The organism is Deltaproteobacteria bacterium, assembly GCA_015233135.1.
In the GTDB taxonomy this organism is placed as follows: domain Bacteria; phylum UBA10199; class UBA10199; order JADFYH01; family JADFYH01; genus JADFYH01.
Window position 1 is genome coordinate 16,270 of record JADFYH010000031.1, and the last position, 17,577, is coordinate 33,846.

Sequence of the window (17,577 nt, forward strand, 5' to 3'; positions counted from 1 at the left end):
ATAAATTGAATAAACTGAACTTCAAGCAGACGTACTCACTTTTTGACTTTTCCTGTAAGCCGGAGAATATTTTTGAATTTGCTGCATTGCTTCACGGCGGCATTGCCCCCCTGATTGGAGAGTTTAAAAATTTGAGTTCTCGGAAACAGCAGCTACAACGACGCGAAACCCAAAAAAATTGGTGCGTATATCAGGTAGGTTGAAGCTCCGACTGGCCGCCCCCGCGTTCCCGCCACCATCGTAGTTCCAGGAAACACCACGCAGCTCTCTTGAACCAAATTCAGGATTTAAAAACCCTGCTATTGTTTCGGATAACCCTTTTAAACTTGTTCTATACCAACCATTACACCATTCCCATACTCCGTTAATTCTTATTCCCAATCTATTGACCAAAGTCGCATCTACATCCTTCGGGCCTTCATCATAGCGTCTATTAAAATCTGCATTGCTTCCATCGGGGGCTTTGCCATCACTGGTTCCATATTTATTATTGCGGCATTGTTTTGTTTGAGGATCAATCCCTCCTCGTCTTACAAGCTCACTTTCAGCCGCTGTGGGAAGGCGGCCCGGGAGCCCTTTTAATATGCGCCCCAGCCAATCAGCGCAACCCAAGGCCTCGAACCAATTGATTTCGACGGCGGGTTGATTGGGTCTGTCAAAGTTTTCTCCACTTTTATATTTTTTTGGCACTGCTTCAACAATCTGCAACCCGTTTAGATTCGTTTTTGGGTCAAACAAACCCTGTACAAACTTTCTACCTCTAAAAAAATCCTGCTCCCTGATGTCATTTCCAAAAGATTCACTTTCCAGCATCTCTCCAATTGTGTTTTCACTTCCTCTACCTACAAATGTCTTGGCCTCCACTTCTGTTGCAAAGCGGGCTATCACCCAACAATAGGGACTTTCTGCTTGGGTCGCGATCACCGCAAAGGGTCTTTCTTGCATCGCGGCCCTATACTGATCAAGCACTGAATTCGTCACCACCGTTTCACTCATTTCAAAGTCGGGCAGAGTGATCTCTTGAGCAGTGCCTTCATTACCCTCTGCACCCATTCTGAATCTGCCGCCTTGTACGTAAACCATATTCACTAAGGAGGCGATCGGATTTGATTTTCCAATCTCTTGAATACCTGCTTTCTCAATGGCAGAAATCTTTTGTTGTAAGTAGTAAATTACCTCCCTAAAAGCGCCTTGATCTGTTGTTGCATCTCCTCTTCCTTCAGCATCACGCAATCGATTGCAAGCATGTTCAAGGTCGGCCCTTAATCCTTCAAGCTCCGACGTCATACTTGGACGAGACCTGGCTCCTCTTCCCACCGCCCCCATCGCCAGCATCAAGGTTTGCAGCTGTGTTTGATGCCAAATCTCTGGGATTCGGCCTGCAAACTCGATGAAGTCTTGGCAGCTGGGGGATTCTACCGTAGGGGCGGCCCTCTGTGGCCGCCCGTCACCATTTGCGGTCGGGCACGGAGGCCCAACCCTACGAAGAAGATGACTTCCAACTGCAAACATCCCATGCCCCACACAAAAAGCCGCATCCGTTACACTATTTTTGACAAGCTCTCGCCAGTTCAAGGCATCTCTCCAAACTTCTCTTTGCTCCACGGCTTCAAACAAATTGCGATGTAAAATCTGGCGTGAGACTTTATTGATTTGATGTCCCGCAAAGATCTCTAGTCCTGTTGCCACACAATTCGTCGCTCCACCGATCAATCTTCCCAAAATAAAGCTACCTGTGCTTCCGCCCAGCGCATGGCCCAGCACCTCCGCGGCTCCCAGGTTACCCATGCTGAGTAAATCTTGGGCCGAAAATGAGTTGGACGAATAGGACTGATGGGACAAATAGGCCTGGATGTTTCCGGAAAGATATTGATTCACCAGGTGCGTGACGGGAATACGAATACAGAATGCGGCCACTCTACCGAGTGCGTTATTGCCGACAAAGGCAATCAGACCTTGGCCGGCAGCCCTTCCTGCGAAGCCGGCGGGGATTCCGGCAGCCACCGCTATCCCCAGCTGTAGAGCAAAAGATTGGGTACAGATTTCCTGATCGAAAAACTCCAATACCGGTCGGGCACAGAGACCCGACCCTACGGAGGAATAGAGGGAGGAAAAAATTGAATGTTTGATTTCGTGCAAGGCAGCAACGGCTTGGCTCAAATGGGGAAATTGAGATGGGCTAATATTTGGTGGGGACGCTTCAGCGGCAGGATGAGGCGACAAGCGGGAATCGTTTATAGGTAAAGCTAAAGATTGGATGGTTCTGTTAAGGGTTACCATATAAGTTTTAAGCCTCGGAGACTTAAGCTCTCTCAGGCTTTAAAACTTATCGGTATAAATTAGAAATAGTTGTGTGGTTTTTTTAGATTTTTTTACACTACCCCACCTGCGTCAAGCCCAGTCTCCCTTTCCAGCGATGAAATAAAACTTCTTTTATATCTTTGGATTTCTCCTGGCTCAAATGGGGATCACTTTCAATCCAAGCATCCGCTTCTTTTTTTGCCTTTTCTAAAATCGGCAAGTCGCGCACCAAATTGGCAATTCTGAAATCCGGCAAACCGGATTGGCGGGTGCCCATGAAATCACCCGGGCCGCGGATTTCCAGGTCGGCCTCGGCAATTTTAAAACCGTCGTTCGTTTTACTCATCATCTGCAAACGTTGGAGTGCCGTTTCACTGCGAGGCCAGGAGGCCACGAGGAAGCAATAGGATTTTTCGGAACCTCTCCCCACACGTCCTCTCATTTGATGCAGCTGAGACAGGCCAAAACGCTCGGCGTGCTCCACCACCATGAGGGTGGCGTTTGGCACGTCGATGCCGACTTCAATCACGGTGGTGGAAACTAGAATTTGAATTTTGTTTTCCAAAAAATTGTGCAGCACCTCTTCTTTTTCTTCCGACTTCATTTGCCCGTGAACTAGACCCACTTTGTATTCTCTAAACACTTCCTGAAGATGGGCGGCACTTTGCGTGGCGTTTTTCAAATCTTGTTTTTCACTTTCGTCTACCAAGGGATAAATAAAATAAATCTGTCGCCCCTGGGCGATAAGCTTTCGAGCGAACTCATAAATGCGTGGCAAATCTTTTTCGGAATAAACCCGCGTGTCGATGGGCTGGCGGCCTTTGGGAAGCTCATCGATCGTCGAAATTTCCAAATCACCATAGACGGTCATCGCCAAGGTACGCGGGATGGGCGTTGCCGTCATAATCAGGATATGAGTCCCGTCCCCTTTTTTCTTCAGCTCCGCTCTTTGCATCACGCCAAAGCGATGCTGTTCATCGATAATCGCCAGGGCTAGATTTTTAAATTCTACTTCGTCTTCAATTAAGGAGTGAGTGCCCACCAGAAAATGGATTTCTCCGCTTTTAATTTTTTCGAGCACTTCTCTTTTATCAGCGGCCGACATCGCACTTTTGAGTAAGGCGATTTTGATCGGATAAGGCTCTAAAATTTTCTGGATATTCCGCGTGTGTTGCTCCGCCAGAATTTCAGTCGGCGCCATGAGGGCGACTTGATAACCCGTTTGGATCACACCCAAAGCCACCGCTATCGCGACCAGAGTTTTTCCACAGCCCACATCTCCCTGAACTAGTCGAGACATGGCTTTGCGGGCGCTTAAATTTTTTAGAATTTCCTGAATCACCTTTTGTTGTGCCTGGGTGGGAGTAAAAGGAAGCGTGCTCAGAAACTGCTGAATCAAATTTTGGTCGATCTGCAACGCGACTCCGCTTGGGACTTGTTCTGCTTGCCCCTGCCCTGCCTTTTTAAGGGCCAGCCCCAAAGAAAGATAGAAAAATTCTTCAAAAATAAGCCGCTGATGCGCGCGGCTGGCATAGGCATTCAAATCTTGTAGGGCGGCAGGATCTACAGGCTGATGAATGCTTTCAAAGCTTTCGGAGAGTGCGGGTAATTGATATTTTTCTAACAATTCAGCGGGAAGAGTTTCTTGTTGTTGCTTTGAAAATTGGATCAGCAAATTTTCTCTAAAACGCAGCAGCATTTTATTATTCAATCCTTCAGTCAGCGGATACACGGGAATAATTCCCGCTTCCTCTAAATCTTCTTCCTCTTCTAACCACTGAATCTGCGGATGCACCATTTGCCACTGCGCCCCGAAGCGGGAAAGCTCACCTTGGAGGATAGCCCAACGACCTTTTTTAAATTGTTTGGTAAGCGAGGCATAAAAACGAAAAAATTTTGTCTCTAAAATTTCGAATTTATTTTGAAAGAGGGCAGAAAAAACTTTTTTTCGGGAACGCGAACTCACTGCCTCTGTGTAATCCAGAAGCTTGGCCTTAAACATCACCTGCTCGCCGATTTGCGCCTGGCTTAAGCTCTCAATGGCCTTGAAATCGATATAGCGATGAGGGATGTGATAGAGCAGATCTTCGAAGGTTTTGATATTCAATCTGGCCAGCAAATCCGCCAGACGCGGGCCTACACCTTTTAAGTATTGAATGGGAGTTTCCAGAAACTTGAGAAAATTCTGCATCATGAGGAGTTATAAAATTTTTTCCGGCGATTCAATCAGTTCGCGGAATGCCTTTAGAATCTGAGCCGCAGCGGCTCCATCCATAAAACGATGATCAAAGGTGGCACCCATCTCGAGGATAGGACGGGCAACTACTTGTCCATCCACCACCCAGGGACGCAGCTGAATTTCACCCACACAGAGGATCAGCGGAACCCGACTCATCGGAGTGATGGGGGCAAAGCCCGCCGAACTCCCGAGCGAACCAATGTTGGTTACCATCGCAGAACCGAAGGGATCCTCGGGCAGACCCAAGACCCGTGAATGGAGGCGCAGATCGTGGATCAGAAAGCTGATGAGGCGAAGAGTAAAAGGGAGCAAACAAGCGGGAATCCATTTCAAGAGGCGCAGGGTTGCGGTGAACTGAGGGTCTTTTCTGGCGTGGATTTTTTCACTCTTGTCGCGCAGCTCCCTGGCAATCTCTCCAATAGTTTTACGATCACAAGAGTCAATCTTGGCCCCCGAGAGATCGTGGCGCCCGCCCTCTTCCCGGGTTGCCATCTGCAGAAAAATATCCACCGTGTTTCGAAGATAGATCTTTCCCCAACGAATGATTCCATTCATCTCGGGAAATTGGCGAAGCGTGAGCGCTGCTGCCCTGGCGACCAGATGAGTCACCGTGATCTTCCCTGCCCCTTCCGCCCGCAGTCTTTCCAGAAAGGCAAGGCCCTGGGTGAAGTCGAATTGCAGCAACCCATAAACAGTCGGATCGTTCGGCGCCCGCCAACTTGCGACAGCAATACGTCTCCAGGGGCTTGGATTTTGAAGAGCTGTGAATTTTGTCATTTACAACCCCAACTGTTTAAAAAAATCATTCCCCTTGTCATCCACCAAAATGAAGGCCGGAAAATTCTCGACTTCGATCCTCCAAACGGCTTCCATGCCCAATTCGGGAAAGTCGATGCATTCGACTTTTTTGATGTTCTCTTCGGCCAGCACCGCCGCCGGGCCTCCGATGGAGCCCAGATAAAATCCACCGTACTTCTTGCAGGCCTCCGTCACCTGCTGGCTCCGATTGCCTTTGGCGATCATGATCAGGCTGGCGCCTTTGCTTTGCAGGAGGTCCACATAAGAATCCATTCGACCCGCCGTGGTGGGACCAAAAGAACCAGAGGCCTTGCCCGTCGGAGTCTTGGCCGGACCGGCATAATAGATGGGATGTTTTAAAAGATATTCAGGCACTTGTCTTCCACTGTCTATAATTTCCTTAAATTTTGCGTGGGCGATGTCTCGACCCACCACGATAGTGCCGGTCAGTAAGAGTGGAGTGGAAACCGGATGTTTGGAGAGCTCAGCCAGGATCTCCTTCATGGGATGGTTGAGATTGATCTTCACACCATGGCCATGCTTTTCACGATATTCGTCGGGAATGAGTCGGGCAGGATTGCGATCCAATTCTTCGATGAAAATTCCGTCCCGCGTAATCTTGGCCTTGACGTTACGATCGCCCGAGCAGGAAACCGCCATTCCTACCGGGCAGGAGGCTCCGTGGCGCGGCAAGCGGATAACGCGGACGTCATGCGCGAAATACTTGCCCCCGAACTGCGCGCCAACGCCCAGATCGTAAGCCTCTTCCAGGAGTTCTTGTTCCAGCTCCACATCACGAAAGGCCTGGCCATGTTCGTTTCCCTGGGTCGGAAGTTCATCCAGATATCGGGTGCTGGCAAGCTTGACCGCCTTCAGGCAGGCATCCGCACTGGTTCCGCCGATGACAAAGGCAATGTGATAAGGTGGGCAGGCGGCGGTCCCCAAAGTCTTCATCTTGCCAACGAGGAATTTGACTAAGTTGCCCGGCGTCAACAAGGCCTTGGTTTCCTGAAAGAGATAAGTCTTGTTGGCTGACCCCCCTCCCTTCGCCATAAAGAGAAATTTATAAGAGTCCCCCTCCACGGCCTGGATGTCGATCTGGGCCGGCAGATTGGTGCCGGTATTGATTTCATCGTACATGTTTAGAGCCACGGTTTGGGAGTAGCGAAGATTTTCTTCCGTGTAGGTTTTGTAAACGCCCAGAGAAAGCGCTTCTTCATCTCGCCCGCCGGTCCAGACCTGCTGTCCTTTTTTGGCAATGATAGTGGCCGTGCCGGTATCCTGGCAGAGGGGAAGTTCAAAGTTTGAGGAAATTTCGGCATTGCGCAGAAAGGCCAGTGCCACACCTTTGTCGTTGGCGGAGGCCTCTGGATCTTTGAGGATCTTGGCCACCGATTCGTTGTGTTCAGCTCTAAGCAGAAAGGAGACATCCTTCATCGCCATGTTGGAGAGCAGAGTTAGCGCCTCAGGCTGGATGCAAAGCATCTCCTTGCCCGCAAAAGATTCGACAGTCACATATTTTTCGGAGCCATCGATCTTCCGGTATTTCGTCTGTTCTTTTCCAAGGGGATAGGGATTTTGATAAACAAAGGGCTTGGTGGCCATAAATTCTCCTTACACTGTGAAATGAATTGAATGGGTAGAGGTTTCTGGAACATCAAAAAAATCAAAGGGATCATGGGAACAAAAGATTTTCATCCTTTGTTCTCTTTTCAACTCTCGCAATCGTTCCTGATTTTCCAGCCGCTTTTCCCTGTTCCACTGAACAATATTTTGAAAGAAACGCAGCCCTATCGGGCATTGGGCTTGATTCTCCGAGATTTCTTTGTGATGAAAAAAAGCATCTCCGGCATGAAGAATCCAAGTCGGACCAGTTTTTATGGCCACACCGCAATGCCCACGAGAGTGGCCTGGGAGAGGGATTAATAGAATTTCGGACAAGCGATCCAAAGCCTGTACCGATTGGAAACCGAACCAAGCTTCTCCCTCCGAGGGATGACACAGCCATTGGGGTTGCGACGCCCACTGGATGGGCCGGTAACCATGCCTCTTTGTGGTCATGGCCTCTTGATATTCGGATTTAAGGACATGCACCTGGGCCTTTGGAAAATCACCAATCCCTCCGGCATGGTCCAAATCCAGATGTGTCAGCACGATATGGCGAACCTCTTCTACTTTGAATCCAAGCCGTTCTATCTGCCACCGGGCGGTCTCTTCGGGATCTAACTTTGGTCTCACCAAGGTCATGAAAAGACGGCCCAAACGACTCGAGGGGTTTTGGATGTCTTGGGAACCTAAGCCCGTATCGACCAGCACAAGGCCTTGCGAGGTTTCGATCAGGAGGCAACGACAGACCATGTGTGAACTTCCAACGGACAGGGATGCCGCAACAGGACACAGGGTGCCACAATTCAGAGGGTAAATTTTCATGACATTTCGTTAGGGCGATATCTACTGCAATAGTGTTTGTCTACTTTTTTATTGTTTTTGAACGATCCCTAAATACTCCTCTGTATCAACTGCGCCCCCGGGAAATAATGCTGCAGAATCTCCTCAAATTTTTTCCCCTGTTCTGCCATCCCCTTGGCGCCCCATTGGCAAAGGCCTACACCGTGGCCTAGGCCATGGCCTTTAAAAATCAGACCATTGTCTTTGGGCTCCATTTCAAACCAGTTGCTTTTGAGCTGACTCCAGCCCAGGTACTTTCCGATTTGAGATAAAAAAGCAGTCGCTGAAATGAGAGTTTTTTTGTTTCCCTCTAAGGCCAATTCCAAGACACGACCGGCTTCTTCCTTTTTGGAAATGGAAACATTCTTTAAATCTCCGCTCAATTTTATCGGATCTTTGCTTAAAACCTCCTTCAAAATATTAAGCGAAATAAAATCTTCCCATTTGTAGTGTGGGGATTTTTTGCAATAGTCTTCGTCACTCACCCCCTTCAGATAAGGGATCTCAGCGCCTCCAAACACATCCGAGGCCGCGCTGGTATGGCCTCCGCAGGTGGAGTGGTAAAACACTTGTGCGGGTTTTAGATTGTAGGCGAGCATCAGCCCTTGGGTGGCTTGTGCGGCTTCGGCGTGACTTCTGTGGTTCAGTTGGCGACCAGCGTAGGCCTGGCAATGGGTGAGATCGCACAAATCAAAACCTTCCTGCTGATGACGACCGGCATTCACAAAGGCATAGGTGCGAATGAGGATCGCCTGGGCCTTCAGCGCTTCGGGCGGAAAGCCATTGGGCATCTCGGATTCCAGAACATCCTGCACATAATCTTCCAAAGGAATTTCTTCAATAAAGGACAACTGCCCCTTGAGGCTTCGAATCGTCAGAGCTCCCACAAATTTTCGTTCCAACTCCCCCGATTTGATTTTCAAAAAAGAGCCTCGGGGGCTTTCCATCTGAAGACTTTGCAGAGTCCGAATATTTCTGCCGATAATCACTTCAACTTCTTTTCCCTTTGCCTTGAGGATGACAGGAGTTTCCGGAGAGATAAGGATTTCCTGGATTTGATTTCCGCTCGGCACCTTCATTTTAGACAAACTGGAAATGACCTGAACTTCTTCGAGGGCGTAGCGGGAAAGCACTTTGACATGGATGATTTTTTCGAGGGCAAAAAGAGGAGGGTTGAATAAAAAAAGAAAAGTGAGAAAAAATGGAATTATTTTTTTGATCATAAATTAAAGCATCCCCAACACTTCATTCATCAAATCGACCGGTTCTCTAAAACCATAAGCCTCTCTAAAAAACACCAAAAAGACATAACGAGGGTTTTCTTGCGGATAGGCCCCCAACAACCAGGCATCGGTTTTATACGATTTTTTTAGTGAATCTGCGGTACCACTTTTTCCTATAATTTTAAAGCGCAGTCTTTTTAAAGTTCCTTCTTCCGAAGAACGCTTCAGGGCCTGCAGAATATCGGCATAAGGAGCGGTTTGAATGTCTTTTAAATATTTTTGCCAAAAACTAAAAAGCTCGCGGGGAGAAAGTTTTAAAGCGGCATCGTCACCCAAACTCAGGTAATAATATTGAAGAGCATTCGAATCCATCGAGGGCAGCCCTGAAGAAAAATATTGCTCAAAGTTTGCCTTCCAATCTTTGAAACTCAGTTGAGAAAGCAGCTTCAAAAAATATAAATTACAAGATTTCGCCAAGGCAGAAACCAGATTCAAATCGCCATGGCCCTTGCGAGTCCAACAATAAAATTTGTGGGGACCTATTCTGGATCTTCCTACACATTTAAAAGAGGGATTTAGTTTTTGATCCACTGCCAGCTTGGCTGTAATTAATTTCATGAGTGAACCCGGAAGAAATTTTTTCTCCAAAAAAGCGCTGTCCCCTGCTACCCATTCTTGCGAAGTGGAAAGGTCTTTAATCATCAGGATTCCAGGATGCTGCTGGGTGATGCGCTCAAGGGCTTGGGCGGCTTTGCCTTCAAATTGAGGCGAAAAGGCGTGGAGGATAGGGGAAAAGAAAAAGATTATGAGGAGGATAAAATAGTTCACGTTACATATTAATATTTGATCCGATAGGGGCGGTGCCTCCGTGCCCGCCCGCACATGGATGTACTTTGATTCTTTAATCCCAATTGAAAAGCAAGATTGCAGGCGGGCACGGAGGCACCGCCCCTACGAAAAACGTGGGACATATCATCCCCGCCTCTTCCACACCCCATACAACAGCGCCGAATACACAGAAATCACCACGACCCCTCCACTTAAAATTGCCAGGCTCATCCCTCGTGTAAAAGAAAGGGACTCTTTAAAGAAAGTCATCCCCAAACCTGTCGTCACAAAGGCCAGCAAGGCCACCAGAATAAAATCTTCATTTTGATTTTCAGACAAACCCAGCCAGTAAGCGGCACAAACAAGGCCCATGAGGAAGCCGGCCATGGGGCGTACATGAAAGATAAAGCCAAGCAAGAGAGGAATCATCAAACCCAATAAAAACACCGAGCCAAGATGCGGAAATTTTTCTTCGCGGGCACAAACACTATAAATAAAAGGCAAACTGATTCCGGCAAAGAGGGCCGCAAAGCTATAAGGATTGCTAATCACCACGCCCAAGGCATCATAGCCACTCTCCAAAAGATAATATTGAAGGGCTGCGCGACCCACAAACAACAAGCCCCAAAAACTTAAAATCTTCACAAAAGCAAAGCGCTGGGCCTCCGGAACAATTTTCAAACCCAGAGGCAATAGATTTAAAAAAAGAAGCGAAGAAAAACAGGCGGCAAAAACACCTCCCACACGTAGGCTTATCGTTAAAGCCAAGGCTCCCAACACAACGCTGACTATGCTTTGCAAAAAAGCAGGTAATTTTGGCAACAGACAAACGGCCAGCAAGCCCAATAAGGCAGAGGCCACAAAGGCAACGCCATAAAGAGCGGGCAGGCGGAAGATGAAATAGGAAAGCGAAAAAGTAAGAGTCACTTGAATGATTTGAAAAACCAGAACGAGCAGACAATCGAAAAATCCCCCCAGAGAAGCTCCCAAAAGTTTTAAGAGCAAACTGAGCACAGAACTCAGAACGATTCCAATTCCACCCACCACTAACACCAAATAAAAGACGGGATAGAGGGCCTTTACGCCTTTGCAAAAAAGAAAGCTGGCAATGAGGTTGGAGATGAAAAGCAGCAGGCAGTAGAAAATTATTTTTTTTGTTTGCATAGGTTTGTCCTCATATACGTTCCCTTTCCTCACCAAGACTATATATTACCCATAAGTTCAGGTAAGCATTTGCCGTCAATTCCCCTCTCCCTCGAGGGGAGAGGGCAGGGTGAGGGTGATAGTGGATACAATTTGTATTCTTTTTTCTACTTTCAGTTCATTCCTTCCTTATAAAACTAGAATAGTCTAGAAAACCAAATTAAATCCAATTACCCCCTCACCCTGGCCCTCTCCCCCGCTGGGGCGAGGGGACTTCTTCATGAACATCCAAGTCTAAGAAATCGTAAGGAAGGAGAGATTTCACTTCCCCCACACTTCCACTTTTAATTCTTCATTCTTAATCATCGAAACAATCTTCAACGGAAACTCAAAAGGATTTTTAATTTTCAAATCCGAGAGCCCATAAACCAGCGTGGCATCTTGCCCCCAGGGAACGGACTGCACCGGCCGCGAATGCTGCGTGCGCTCTTCAATTTCTAAACCAGCCTGGAGTGCCGCGTTATACAAAGTACTGGCCAGCTGGCACACTCCCCCTCCCGCTTTGAAAGCAAACGCTTCCTTTTCAAAAGTTCTTTCTTTTAAAAACCCTTCCTCACTTGCATAAGGGCCTGCGCCTTCATTGAGAGAAAAAACTTTTCCGGGATAAATAATCACCCCATTTATTTTGCTGGCCGCCAAACCAATATTCTTCTTTTGTGCTGCGCTTCTGGAAGAAAGCAAAGTAAGAAAACTTGCACGGCGCAGCGAAAAATTGCGTTCGCGATACAAGGCCTGGGCGGCCCAGGAGGTGAAGCCCAGCAGTACAATCAGGATGAGGAAGAAATATTTTTTTCGCATGGGAAGTCACTCCACCCTCAACCTCGCCTCAGCCCCAGTCCCTCGCACACTGGGTTCATACATCGGATAAATCTGCGCAGGCATCACATGAAAACTGCCCGCCAGCTCAGGTCGCAAGGCGTAGGTCATTACACTCTTTCCCTTGGGAAGCAGGCTGACAAACAGAGAGATCTTTTCATCTCTCAGCTGAGTTTGATTTACCCACAAAGAATTCCCTTCAAAACGAAGCGCATCAAACACCTCAAAACCCGCCGGTAAGGGATCTTCTACAATCACATAAGGCCGATCTTGATCGGTCTCGAAGCTCAATCTCACTCCCAACACCTCGCCTTTTTTCAGAGTACCCGAAAGCGGGCTGGCTTTATAGAGAGTCTGCCCCTCATTGTTCTGACCATTGGCTTCCAAACGAAGATACTCTCGCGTGATGCTAATTCCCTGCTTACTGGCCGCTAAATCTTCCTCATTTGAAAATTGAGAAAATTCGTTTTGGTAATACAAGTTGGAGGCTGTGAGATTGGTGATTTCCAAAAGGTTAGTCCCCGCATTGAGTTCCAGCTTTGAAAGCTTTCTCACAAAATGGGGATTGGCCACCGTTATATTTTTCACTTCTTTCCCGTTGATCAAAATCTTGCCCTTCACGCCTACATGAACTGAAGTCAGACTTTTTGCATAATCGAGTAAGGCAGAAAGGGCGATGGCCGTCTCCCGCGTGTGAGCCCAGCTGGAATTTTTTATTTCCGACAAAAGGCCATTCGCTATTTTTTCTTCGAGTGCCGTATTTGGCGAGGCCTGTTGAATCATGGCCTTGAGGGCCCAGGCAGAAGTTTCTACAGAGCCCAATTTATCATACATCCAATAGCCCTGATCCAGTTTGGGATAGAGACAAGCATTGTTGGGACAATTCGCCTGGCCTTCCAGCTTGCTTAAGAGCTCAGCGGCCTTTGGTTTTTGACCTTGAGTAAAAAGAGTGAGACTCTTCAAAGCCAAGTCATAAGCCGTTTGGGGAACTTGTGCCGAAGACATTTTCTGATGATTTTGAACTTCCACATATTGAGCAAAATTTAAAAGTGAAGAAGAAACCGTTGTATTTTTTTGTGCGGCTTCGATGAGCTTCGTCAAGGCCTCCGAGGCTTGAGTGAGCGTTTGATCCTTCACCTCATAGCCTGAATTTTTGAGCATATTCAAAGTATAGAGCGCATAAGAGCTCATGAACAAATCGCCCTGCTCCCCTTTCCACCAGCCCCAGCTGCCGTCGTAACTCTGCATCTTTTGCAGACGTCGTATTCCCTTGGGGATAAAACTATTCGCCTTCTTTTCAATCGCAGGATCCTGCTGCCCCAACACCTGCAGCAGATCTTTCGAATAAGCCGCCGCCAGCAAACGGCTGGAAGTCTGCTCCACACAGCCATAAGGATAATCGATCAGATAAGACAAAGGACCCAAAGTTTGACCTAGCGCTGAGCTGTCTAAACTGAGCTTGAGTTTTGATTTCGCGACATCACTTTGAGGCATTACGTTTAAATGGATCTTGGTCGCCGGGTTTTCATTTTCCGGGCTGGAGGCCGCAATCTCACCTCTTTCAAAACTTTTCTGTTCGATGCCATGCGCCAAGATGGGAATCTTTAATTCGACACCATCAGAAATTTTATCGTTCTTGGCGAGCAGGCTCAGCTTGGCTTCTCCGGCTTGAGTCGCTTTCACGGTGAATTCAAAAGTACGACTTTCTTTGGGCGCCAAATCGATTAGCCTGTTTTTGGCGTCTTCGGCATTACTTAAACTCAGCCCTTCGACAGACACAGCCAGGTTCAGCTTTTGAGGAGACTCCGTAAAGTTTTGAACAATCGCCTTCACCTTGGCTTCATCCCTTTCGGTAAAAAATCGCGGGATGGCTAGACGCGCCACTAAATCTTTGGAAGAAACTATTTTGGAAATTTCCTGACCAACATCCGTCGTGGCATCGTGAGCCACGACCGTGGCTTGCCAGGTAGTGAGGTTGTCCGGCAGTTTCACCTCCACCTTGGCTTCACCCTGGGCATCCGTCAGCACTTGGGGCAGCCAGACTGCCGTGTCTTTAAAATTACGCCGCAGCAGATTTTTATCTTCTTTTTCTATGCCGCCACTCAAGTAACCCGAGAAGGAATACAGGCTGCTCACACGGTTAGGTTTGGCTCCCCAAAAGAAATCTTTAATCTGGGTACTATCGGCCTTGAGGGCATAGATACTTTCATCGACCAGGCCCAACGAGACTTCGGCAGGAACCCCCTGACCTTGATCGTTCAAGGTTTTGATGGCATATTGCAGCGTATCACCGGGATGTACTTTGTCAGACGAGGCCTGCACTTGCACTTTCAAAAAATGTTCGGCAGGAGAAATTTTCACTTCACTAGAAGCTTCGTAATATTCTTTTTTGCCGATCAAGCCCACACTCACAAACACATTGGGCACCCACTCTCTTTGTAGCGGAATTTCTATCATCCCCGAAGTTCCCGAAATATTCTGCACAAAATATTGATGAATTTTTGGCCCTTCTACCGTCACCAACACCTTTGCATTTTCGATGGGATTAATGAGCATCAGGCGCAAAAGCTCACCAGACTTGTATTCGAGCTTCTTTTTCTCGGGCAAAAGCACTAACTGTTTTTGCTCGGCATAATCTTCCACCTCCGCCTTTCCCGACACCCAAACAAAATCGTGATACAGCACTTCGCGGCCCGCGCTGTCTTTTGCGGAAAGAGACAAACGATAATGCCCGCCCTCTTTAAAGTTGAGCGCCGCCTGCACTTGGCCCTGGGCCGTCGTTTGCAGACTCAAGTCTTCCACTTTAGAATAATCGTATTGGCCTTTGCGTTTACTCCATTTTTCTTTCTCAATTTTTATTTCAAAATTTTTAGCCAGAGGAGTTTCGGGATAGCCCAGAGTTTTCACGGTGTAAGCAAAAGGCTTTCCAACGACCGCAAAATACTGAAGCCACTCGGGCGCAAAATAAAAATCCCCGGCCACCACGTGGGCATCGCCTTCTACCGTCACTTGTCTTTCAGTCAAATCTTTGGCGACCACACGCAAGGTATAGCGGGCCCCTAGAGGATCTTTTTCGCTCTTGAAATTCAGATTAAAATTTCCCTGGGCGTCCGTCTTTCCTTTTCCCTCTTCCACCACCTCGCCATAACCCCCAGCGACTGCATCTGCTGGCTCGGCCTCTCCGTAACTCTCGCTACTCAAAAACTCATTCTTGCTTTTATAGAGCGTGTATTCCAGATTTGCGGGAACCGGAGATCCAAAATAATATTGGGCATTCACATTAAAGCGGATATTTTCACCCGAAAAATAACGCTCTTTTTCTACCTTCACTTCTACCTTAAATTCTGGCTTGCGATATTCCTGAACCTCAAATTCTTTTTTGACGGTCTTTCCGGCAAGACTTGCCTGCAAGCTGTAAAAACCCAATTCCGCTTCTTCTTCCAGATCAAACTCACCCGCAAAAGAGCCCATGCTGTTCGTCTGCAGCGGCAAGGTATTTAAAAAATTTCCTTGAGGATCTTGTAATGTGACCTCAATCGGTTGAGCAGTAGGCAAGAGGTAAGAACCATTCTCCAACTCATCCCTTAAAATCCCCTTGAAATAAACTTTTTGCCCAGGCCGATAAAGAGGGCGTTCGGTATAAAGAAAGATTTTCGCTTTACCCGTTAATCCCCTCTCCCTTGAGGGGAGAGGGTTAGGGTGAGGGTGGGAAGTCATCTCGGACCCTTCTGTTTCGGCAACTGCGCCTTCTCCTTCAGCCTCTGCAACTTCCTCTCCGCCTTCACTTCCCCCATCGCCTCCCTCTCCCTCATAGACACTTTCATCGTCTGCCGTGGAATACAAATGCGGTGCCCAAGCGAAGGCCACTTGTTCACCCAAACTCAGCACCACAAAAGGAAGAGGAGCAGTATTATTATCGGCCTGCTCACTGAGAGGAATTTCCACTAAACCTTCGGAAGAAGTTTTCGCCTGAATCGGATTTTGCCCCGCACTAAATAAATACACCTGGGCATCTTGAACTGGAGCTTGTTTGGAAAACGAAGAAACATAAAGCAGTAATTTGGAAGTATCGCGTTTTGCGATAAAACCGATATCGGTTTTTGAAACCAGACTATTCGATTCAAAAATTTTCTGTCGATCGATACTAGACGCAAGGGAGTGAATCAAAAAAACACCCGCCCCATTTAAATCGGCGGGGAGGCGCTGATCAAACTCCAGGGCATCTTCTTCGGCAATGGACGTATTCCATTCCTTGATCATTTTTATCGCAGCATTATTTTTGGGATTAAATTTTGAATTTTGCAGCTCTTGAACAGAGCCCCCATTTTTTAGATAGCTGACTAGGTCGATCTGAAAGGCCGAAAAAGAAATTTCTTTGATGCGCGAACCATTGATATTCACCAGCACTTTTTCATCCGGCATTTTCGTCATTTGATTGATAGAAACCGACAGATAGGGCTCAGATTCTTTGAGCTTTAGCTCCCCCAGCTGTACATGCTGGCCTTCCTTTACTTCAGTCACATTGGGGAAATAATAATATTGATAGCCCTTGGCAGAAACACTCACATGATAGGAGGCGAGGGGAATTCCATCCAAATGAAAGTAACCCTGCTCATCGCTAAAGGCCTTCAGATAACGAGGATAGGCATCCGCAGAAATTCGCGCTTTTTTTAAGGGATGCCCCTGGTCATCCAAAACCCGTCCTTCAATAAAACCGGAAGGTTTTTGAAGCAGGATGACTGCAGCAGAAAAGAAAAAGATAAAAAAGAAACTGAGCAATAGAGCAAGCCAGGAGTTTTTGTTTTTTTGCATAGAATTTAAGGGAATTACCAAACAGCCCGCTTATAGTGATCTGCAATTTTTCTATCTTTAGTAATCAGACTTGCCTTATAGAGAGAAGCTTGGGCAACTATTAATCGGTCAAAAGCATCTCGCGTCCAGTGGATATGTGACGCCTCATTTATAATCGCTAAAAAAGAATCATCTTTAATTTCAATGGCAATCACAGCGGAAACCCCACGAAAAATATCCTTGCCTTTATAAGTGATTTTTTTGACCTCGTAGAGGTAATCGATTTCAAGAATCGAGAGCGGGCTTAGCCAAAGCTGAACATTTTTGATCAGTTCAATCACTCGAGGCGAAATCAGATGTGTTTTACCTTCGAATAGCCAGATAAGAACATGGGTATCTATAAAGGGCCTGGATTCCATTCCTTCTCCCAACTTATATTTAAAAGTTCTTCATCGCTACAAAGCAGCGCCTTGCGTTTTTTAAGACGGCTAATGTCATTCATAATCTGAACTTGTTTGGCTTGCTTTTTTGGGACAATTTGCAGAATGACCCCATCCCGATTAATTTCGAGTGTCTTTCCCTTTTTTGCAACTTCATCCAAATATTTGTAAATATTTGCTCGAAATTGAGAGGGAGTGATCAGATTTATATTTATTTTCATAAGAGCTCCATTTTTTTGTTTCTCATAAACGTACGAGTAATGTCAAGAAGCGTACGTTAATTTTTTGTATCTTCGCATAAGCCAATGTCTAGCCTTGTCCTAATTTGTTAAAAAGCAAAAAAAATTTCTTTCTTTTTTTTTAATAGATGCATTTAATTACTGGGGGTAGTTTTTTTTGATAAGGCGAGAAGTTTCTTGATTTCTATTTTTTTCCCTTTGCCTTCTTCTTTTCTAAAGTCAATCACTTCTTGTTTGGGGTGTTGTTTTGA

The 17,577-nt window shown here is 46.9% G+C and carries 12 protein-coding genes; all 12 read right to left on the reverse strand.

Annotated features, from left to right (window positions below; translation table 11 throughout):
- Positions 1 to 123: 123 nt before the first annotated feature.
- The 12 genes from HQM15_09850 to HQM15_09905 all read right to left on the reverse strand — a co-directional run bounded on the left by HQM15_09850 (position 124) and on the right by HQM15_09905 (position 17,308).
- Positions 124 to 2,280, reverse strand: a complete 2,157-nt coding sequence (locus HQM15_09850) for an SUMF1/EgtB/PvdO family nonheme iron enzyme (protein MBF0493068.1) — start codon at positions 2,278 to 2,280, stop codon at positions 124 to 126.
- Positions 2,281 to 2,377: 97 nt separating this feature from the next.
- Positions 2,378 to 4,495 carry an ATP-dependent DNA helicase RecG gene (gene recG / locus HQM15_09855; protein MBF0493069.1) on the reverse strand — a complete coding sequence of 706 codons (2,118 nt, stop codon included), beginning with the start codon at positions 4,493 to 4,495 and terminating at the stop codon, positions 2,378 to 2,380.
- A gap of 6 nt (positions 4,496 to 4,501) precedes the next feature.
- Positions 4,502 to 5,317: a 2-oxo acid dehydrogenase subunit E2 gene (locus tag HQM15_09860; protein ID MBF0493070.1), complete on the reverse strand. Its 816-nt coding sequence runs from the start codon at positions 5,315 to 5,317 to the stop codon at positions 4,502 to 4,504.
- Entirely contained in the window at positions 5,318 to 6,943 is a 1,626-nt protein-coding gene (locus HQM15_09865) for a fumarate hydratase (protein MBF0493071.1), read from the reverse strand. It abuts the gene before it with no gap.
- Between the two features lie 9 nt (positions 6,944 to 6,952).
- Positions 6,953 to 7,768 (reverse strand): MBL fold metallo-hydrolase, encoded by an 816-nt coding sequence (locus HQM15_09870; GenBank protein ID MBF0493072.1) that lies wholly within the window; start codon positions 7,766 to 7,768, stop codon positions 6,953 to 6,955.
- 68 nt (positions 7,769 to 7,836) lie between these two features.
- Positions 7,837 to 9,009: a SpoIID/LytB domain-containing protein gene (locus tag HQM15_09875; GenBank protein MBF0493073.1), complete on the reverse strand. Its 1,173-nt coding sequence runs from the start codon at positions 9,007 to 9,009 to the stop codon at positions 7,837 to 7,839.
- A gap of 3 nt (positions 9,010 to 9,012) precedes the next feature.
- Positions 9,013 to 9,837 carry a hypothetical protein gene (locus tag HQM15_09880; GenBank protein MBF0493074.1) on the reverse strand — a complete coding sequence of 275 codons (825 nt, stop codon included), beginning with the start codon at positions 9,835 to 9,837 and terminating at the stop codon, positions 9,013 to 9,015.
- 144 nt (positions 9,838 to 9,981) lie between these two features.
- A complete protein-coding gene (locus tag HQM15_09885; GenBank protein MBF0493075.1) occupies positions 9,982 to 11,001 on the reverse strand; it encodes a hypothetical protein in 1,020 nt (339 codons plus the stop codon).
- Between the two features lie 300 nt (positions 11,002 to 11,301).
- The gene (locus HQM15_09890; protein MBF0493076.1) at positions 11,302 to 11,838 is read right to left on the reverse strand and encodes a VanW family protein; all 537 of its coding nucleotides are present in this window, start codon (positions 11,836 to 11,838) and stop codon (positions 11,302 to 11,304) included.
- A gap of 6 nt (positions 11,839 to 11,844) precedes the next feature.
- Positions 11,845 to 16,668: a carboxypeptidase regulatory-like domain-containing protein gene (locus tag HQM15_09895; protein ID MBF0493077.1), complete on the reverse strand. Its 4,824-nt coding sequence runs from the start codon at positions 16,666 to 16,668 to the stop codon at positions 11,845 to 11,847.
- A gap of 14 nt (positions 16,669 to 16,682) precedes the next feature.
- Entirely contained in the window at positions 16,683 to 17,066 is a 384-nt protein-coding gene (locus HQM15_09900) for a PIN domain-containing protein (GenBank protein ID MBF0493078.1), read from the reverse strand.
- Complete coding sequence (locus HQM15_09905) at positions 17,045 to 17,308, reverse strand: type II toxin-antitoxin system Phd/YefM family antitoxin (protein ID MBF0493079.1); 264 nt, start codon at positions 17,306 to 17,308, stop codon at positions 17,045 to 17,047. The genes HQM15_09900 and HQM15_09905 overlap by 22 nt, the downstream gene beginning before the upstream one ends.
- Between the last annotated feature and the right edge of the window lie 269 nt (positions 17,309 to 17,577).

Excerpts from the sequence above, each read along its gene's own strand:
- HQM15_09900 (MBF0493078.1), bottom strand. The coding sequence starts at position 17,066 with ATGGAATCCAGGCCCTTTATAGATACCCATGTTCTTATCTGGCTATTC.
- HQM15_09865 (MBF0493071.1), bottom strand. The coding sequence starts at position 6,943 with ATGGCCACCAAGCCCTTTGTTTATCAAAATCCCTATCCCCTTGGAAAA.
- HQM15_09905 (MBF0493079.1), bottom strand. The coding sequence starts at position 17,308 with ATGAAAATAAATATAAATCTGATCACTCCCTCTCAATTTCGAGCAAAT.
- HQM15_09885 (MBF0493075.1), bottom strand. The coding sequence starts at position 11,001 with ATGCAAACAAAAAAAATAATTTTCTACTGCCTGCTGCTTTTCATCTCC.
- recG (MBF0493069.1), bottom strand. The coding sequence starts at position 4,495 with ATGATGCAGAATTTTCTCAAGTTTCTGGAAACTCCCATTCAATACTTA.
- HQM15_09870 (MBF0493072.1), bottom strand. The coding sequence starts at position 7,768 with ATGAAAATTTACCCTCTGAATTGTGGCACCCTGTGTCCTGTTGCGGCA.
- HQM15_09895 (MBF0493077.1), bottom strand. The coding sequence starts at position 16,668 with ATGCAAAAAAACAAAAACTCCTGGCTTGCTCTATTGCTCAGTTTCTTT.
- HQM15_09850 (MBF0493068.1), bottom strand. The coding sequence starts at position 2,280 with ATGGTAACCCTTAACAGAACCATCCAATCTTTAGCTTTACCTATAAAC.
- HQM15_09890 (MBF0493076.1), bottom strand. The coding sequence starts at position 11,838 with ATGCGAAAAAAATATTTCTTCCTCATCCTGATTGTACTGCTGGGCTTC.
- HQM15_09875 (MBF0493073.1), bottom strand. The coding sequence starts at position 9,009 with ATGATCAAAAAAATAATTCCATTTTTTCTCACTTTTCTTTTTTTATTC.
- HQM15_09860 (MBF0493070.1), bottom strand. The coding sequence starts at position 5,317 with ATGACAAAATTCACAGCTCTTCAAAATCCAAGCCCCTGGAGACGTATT.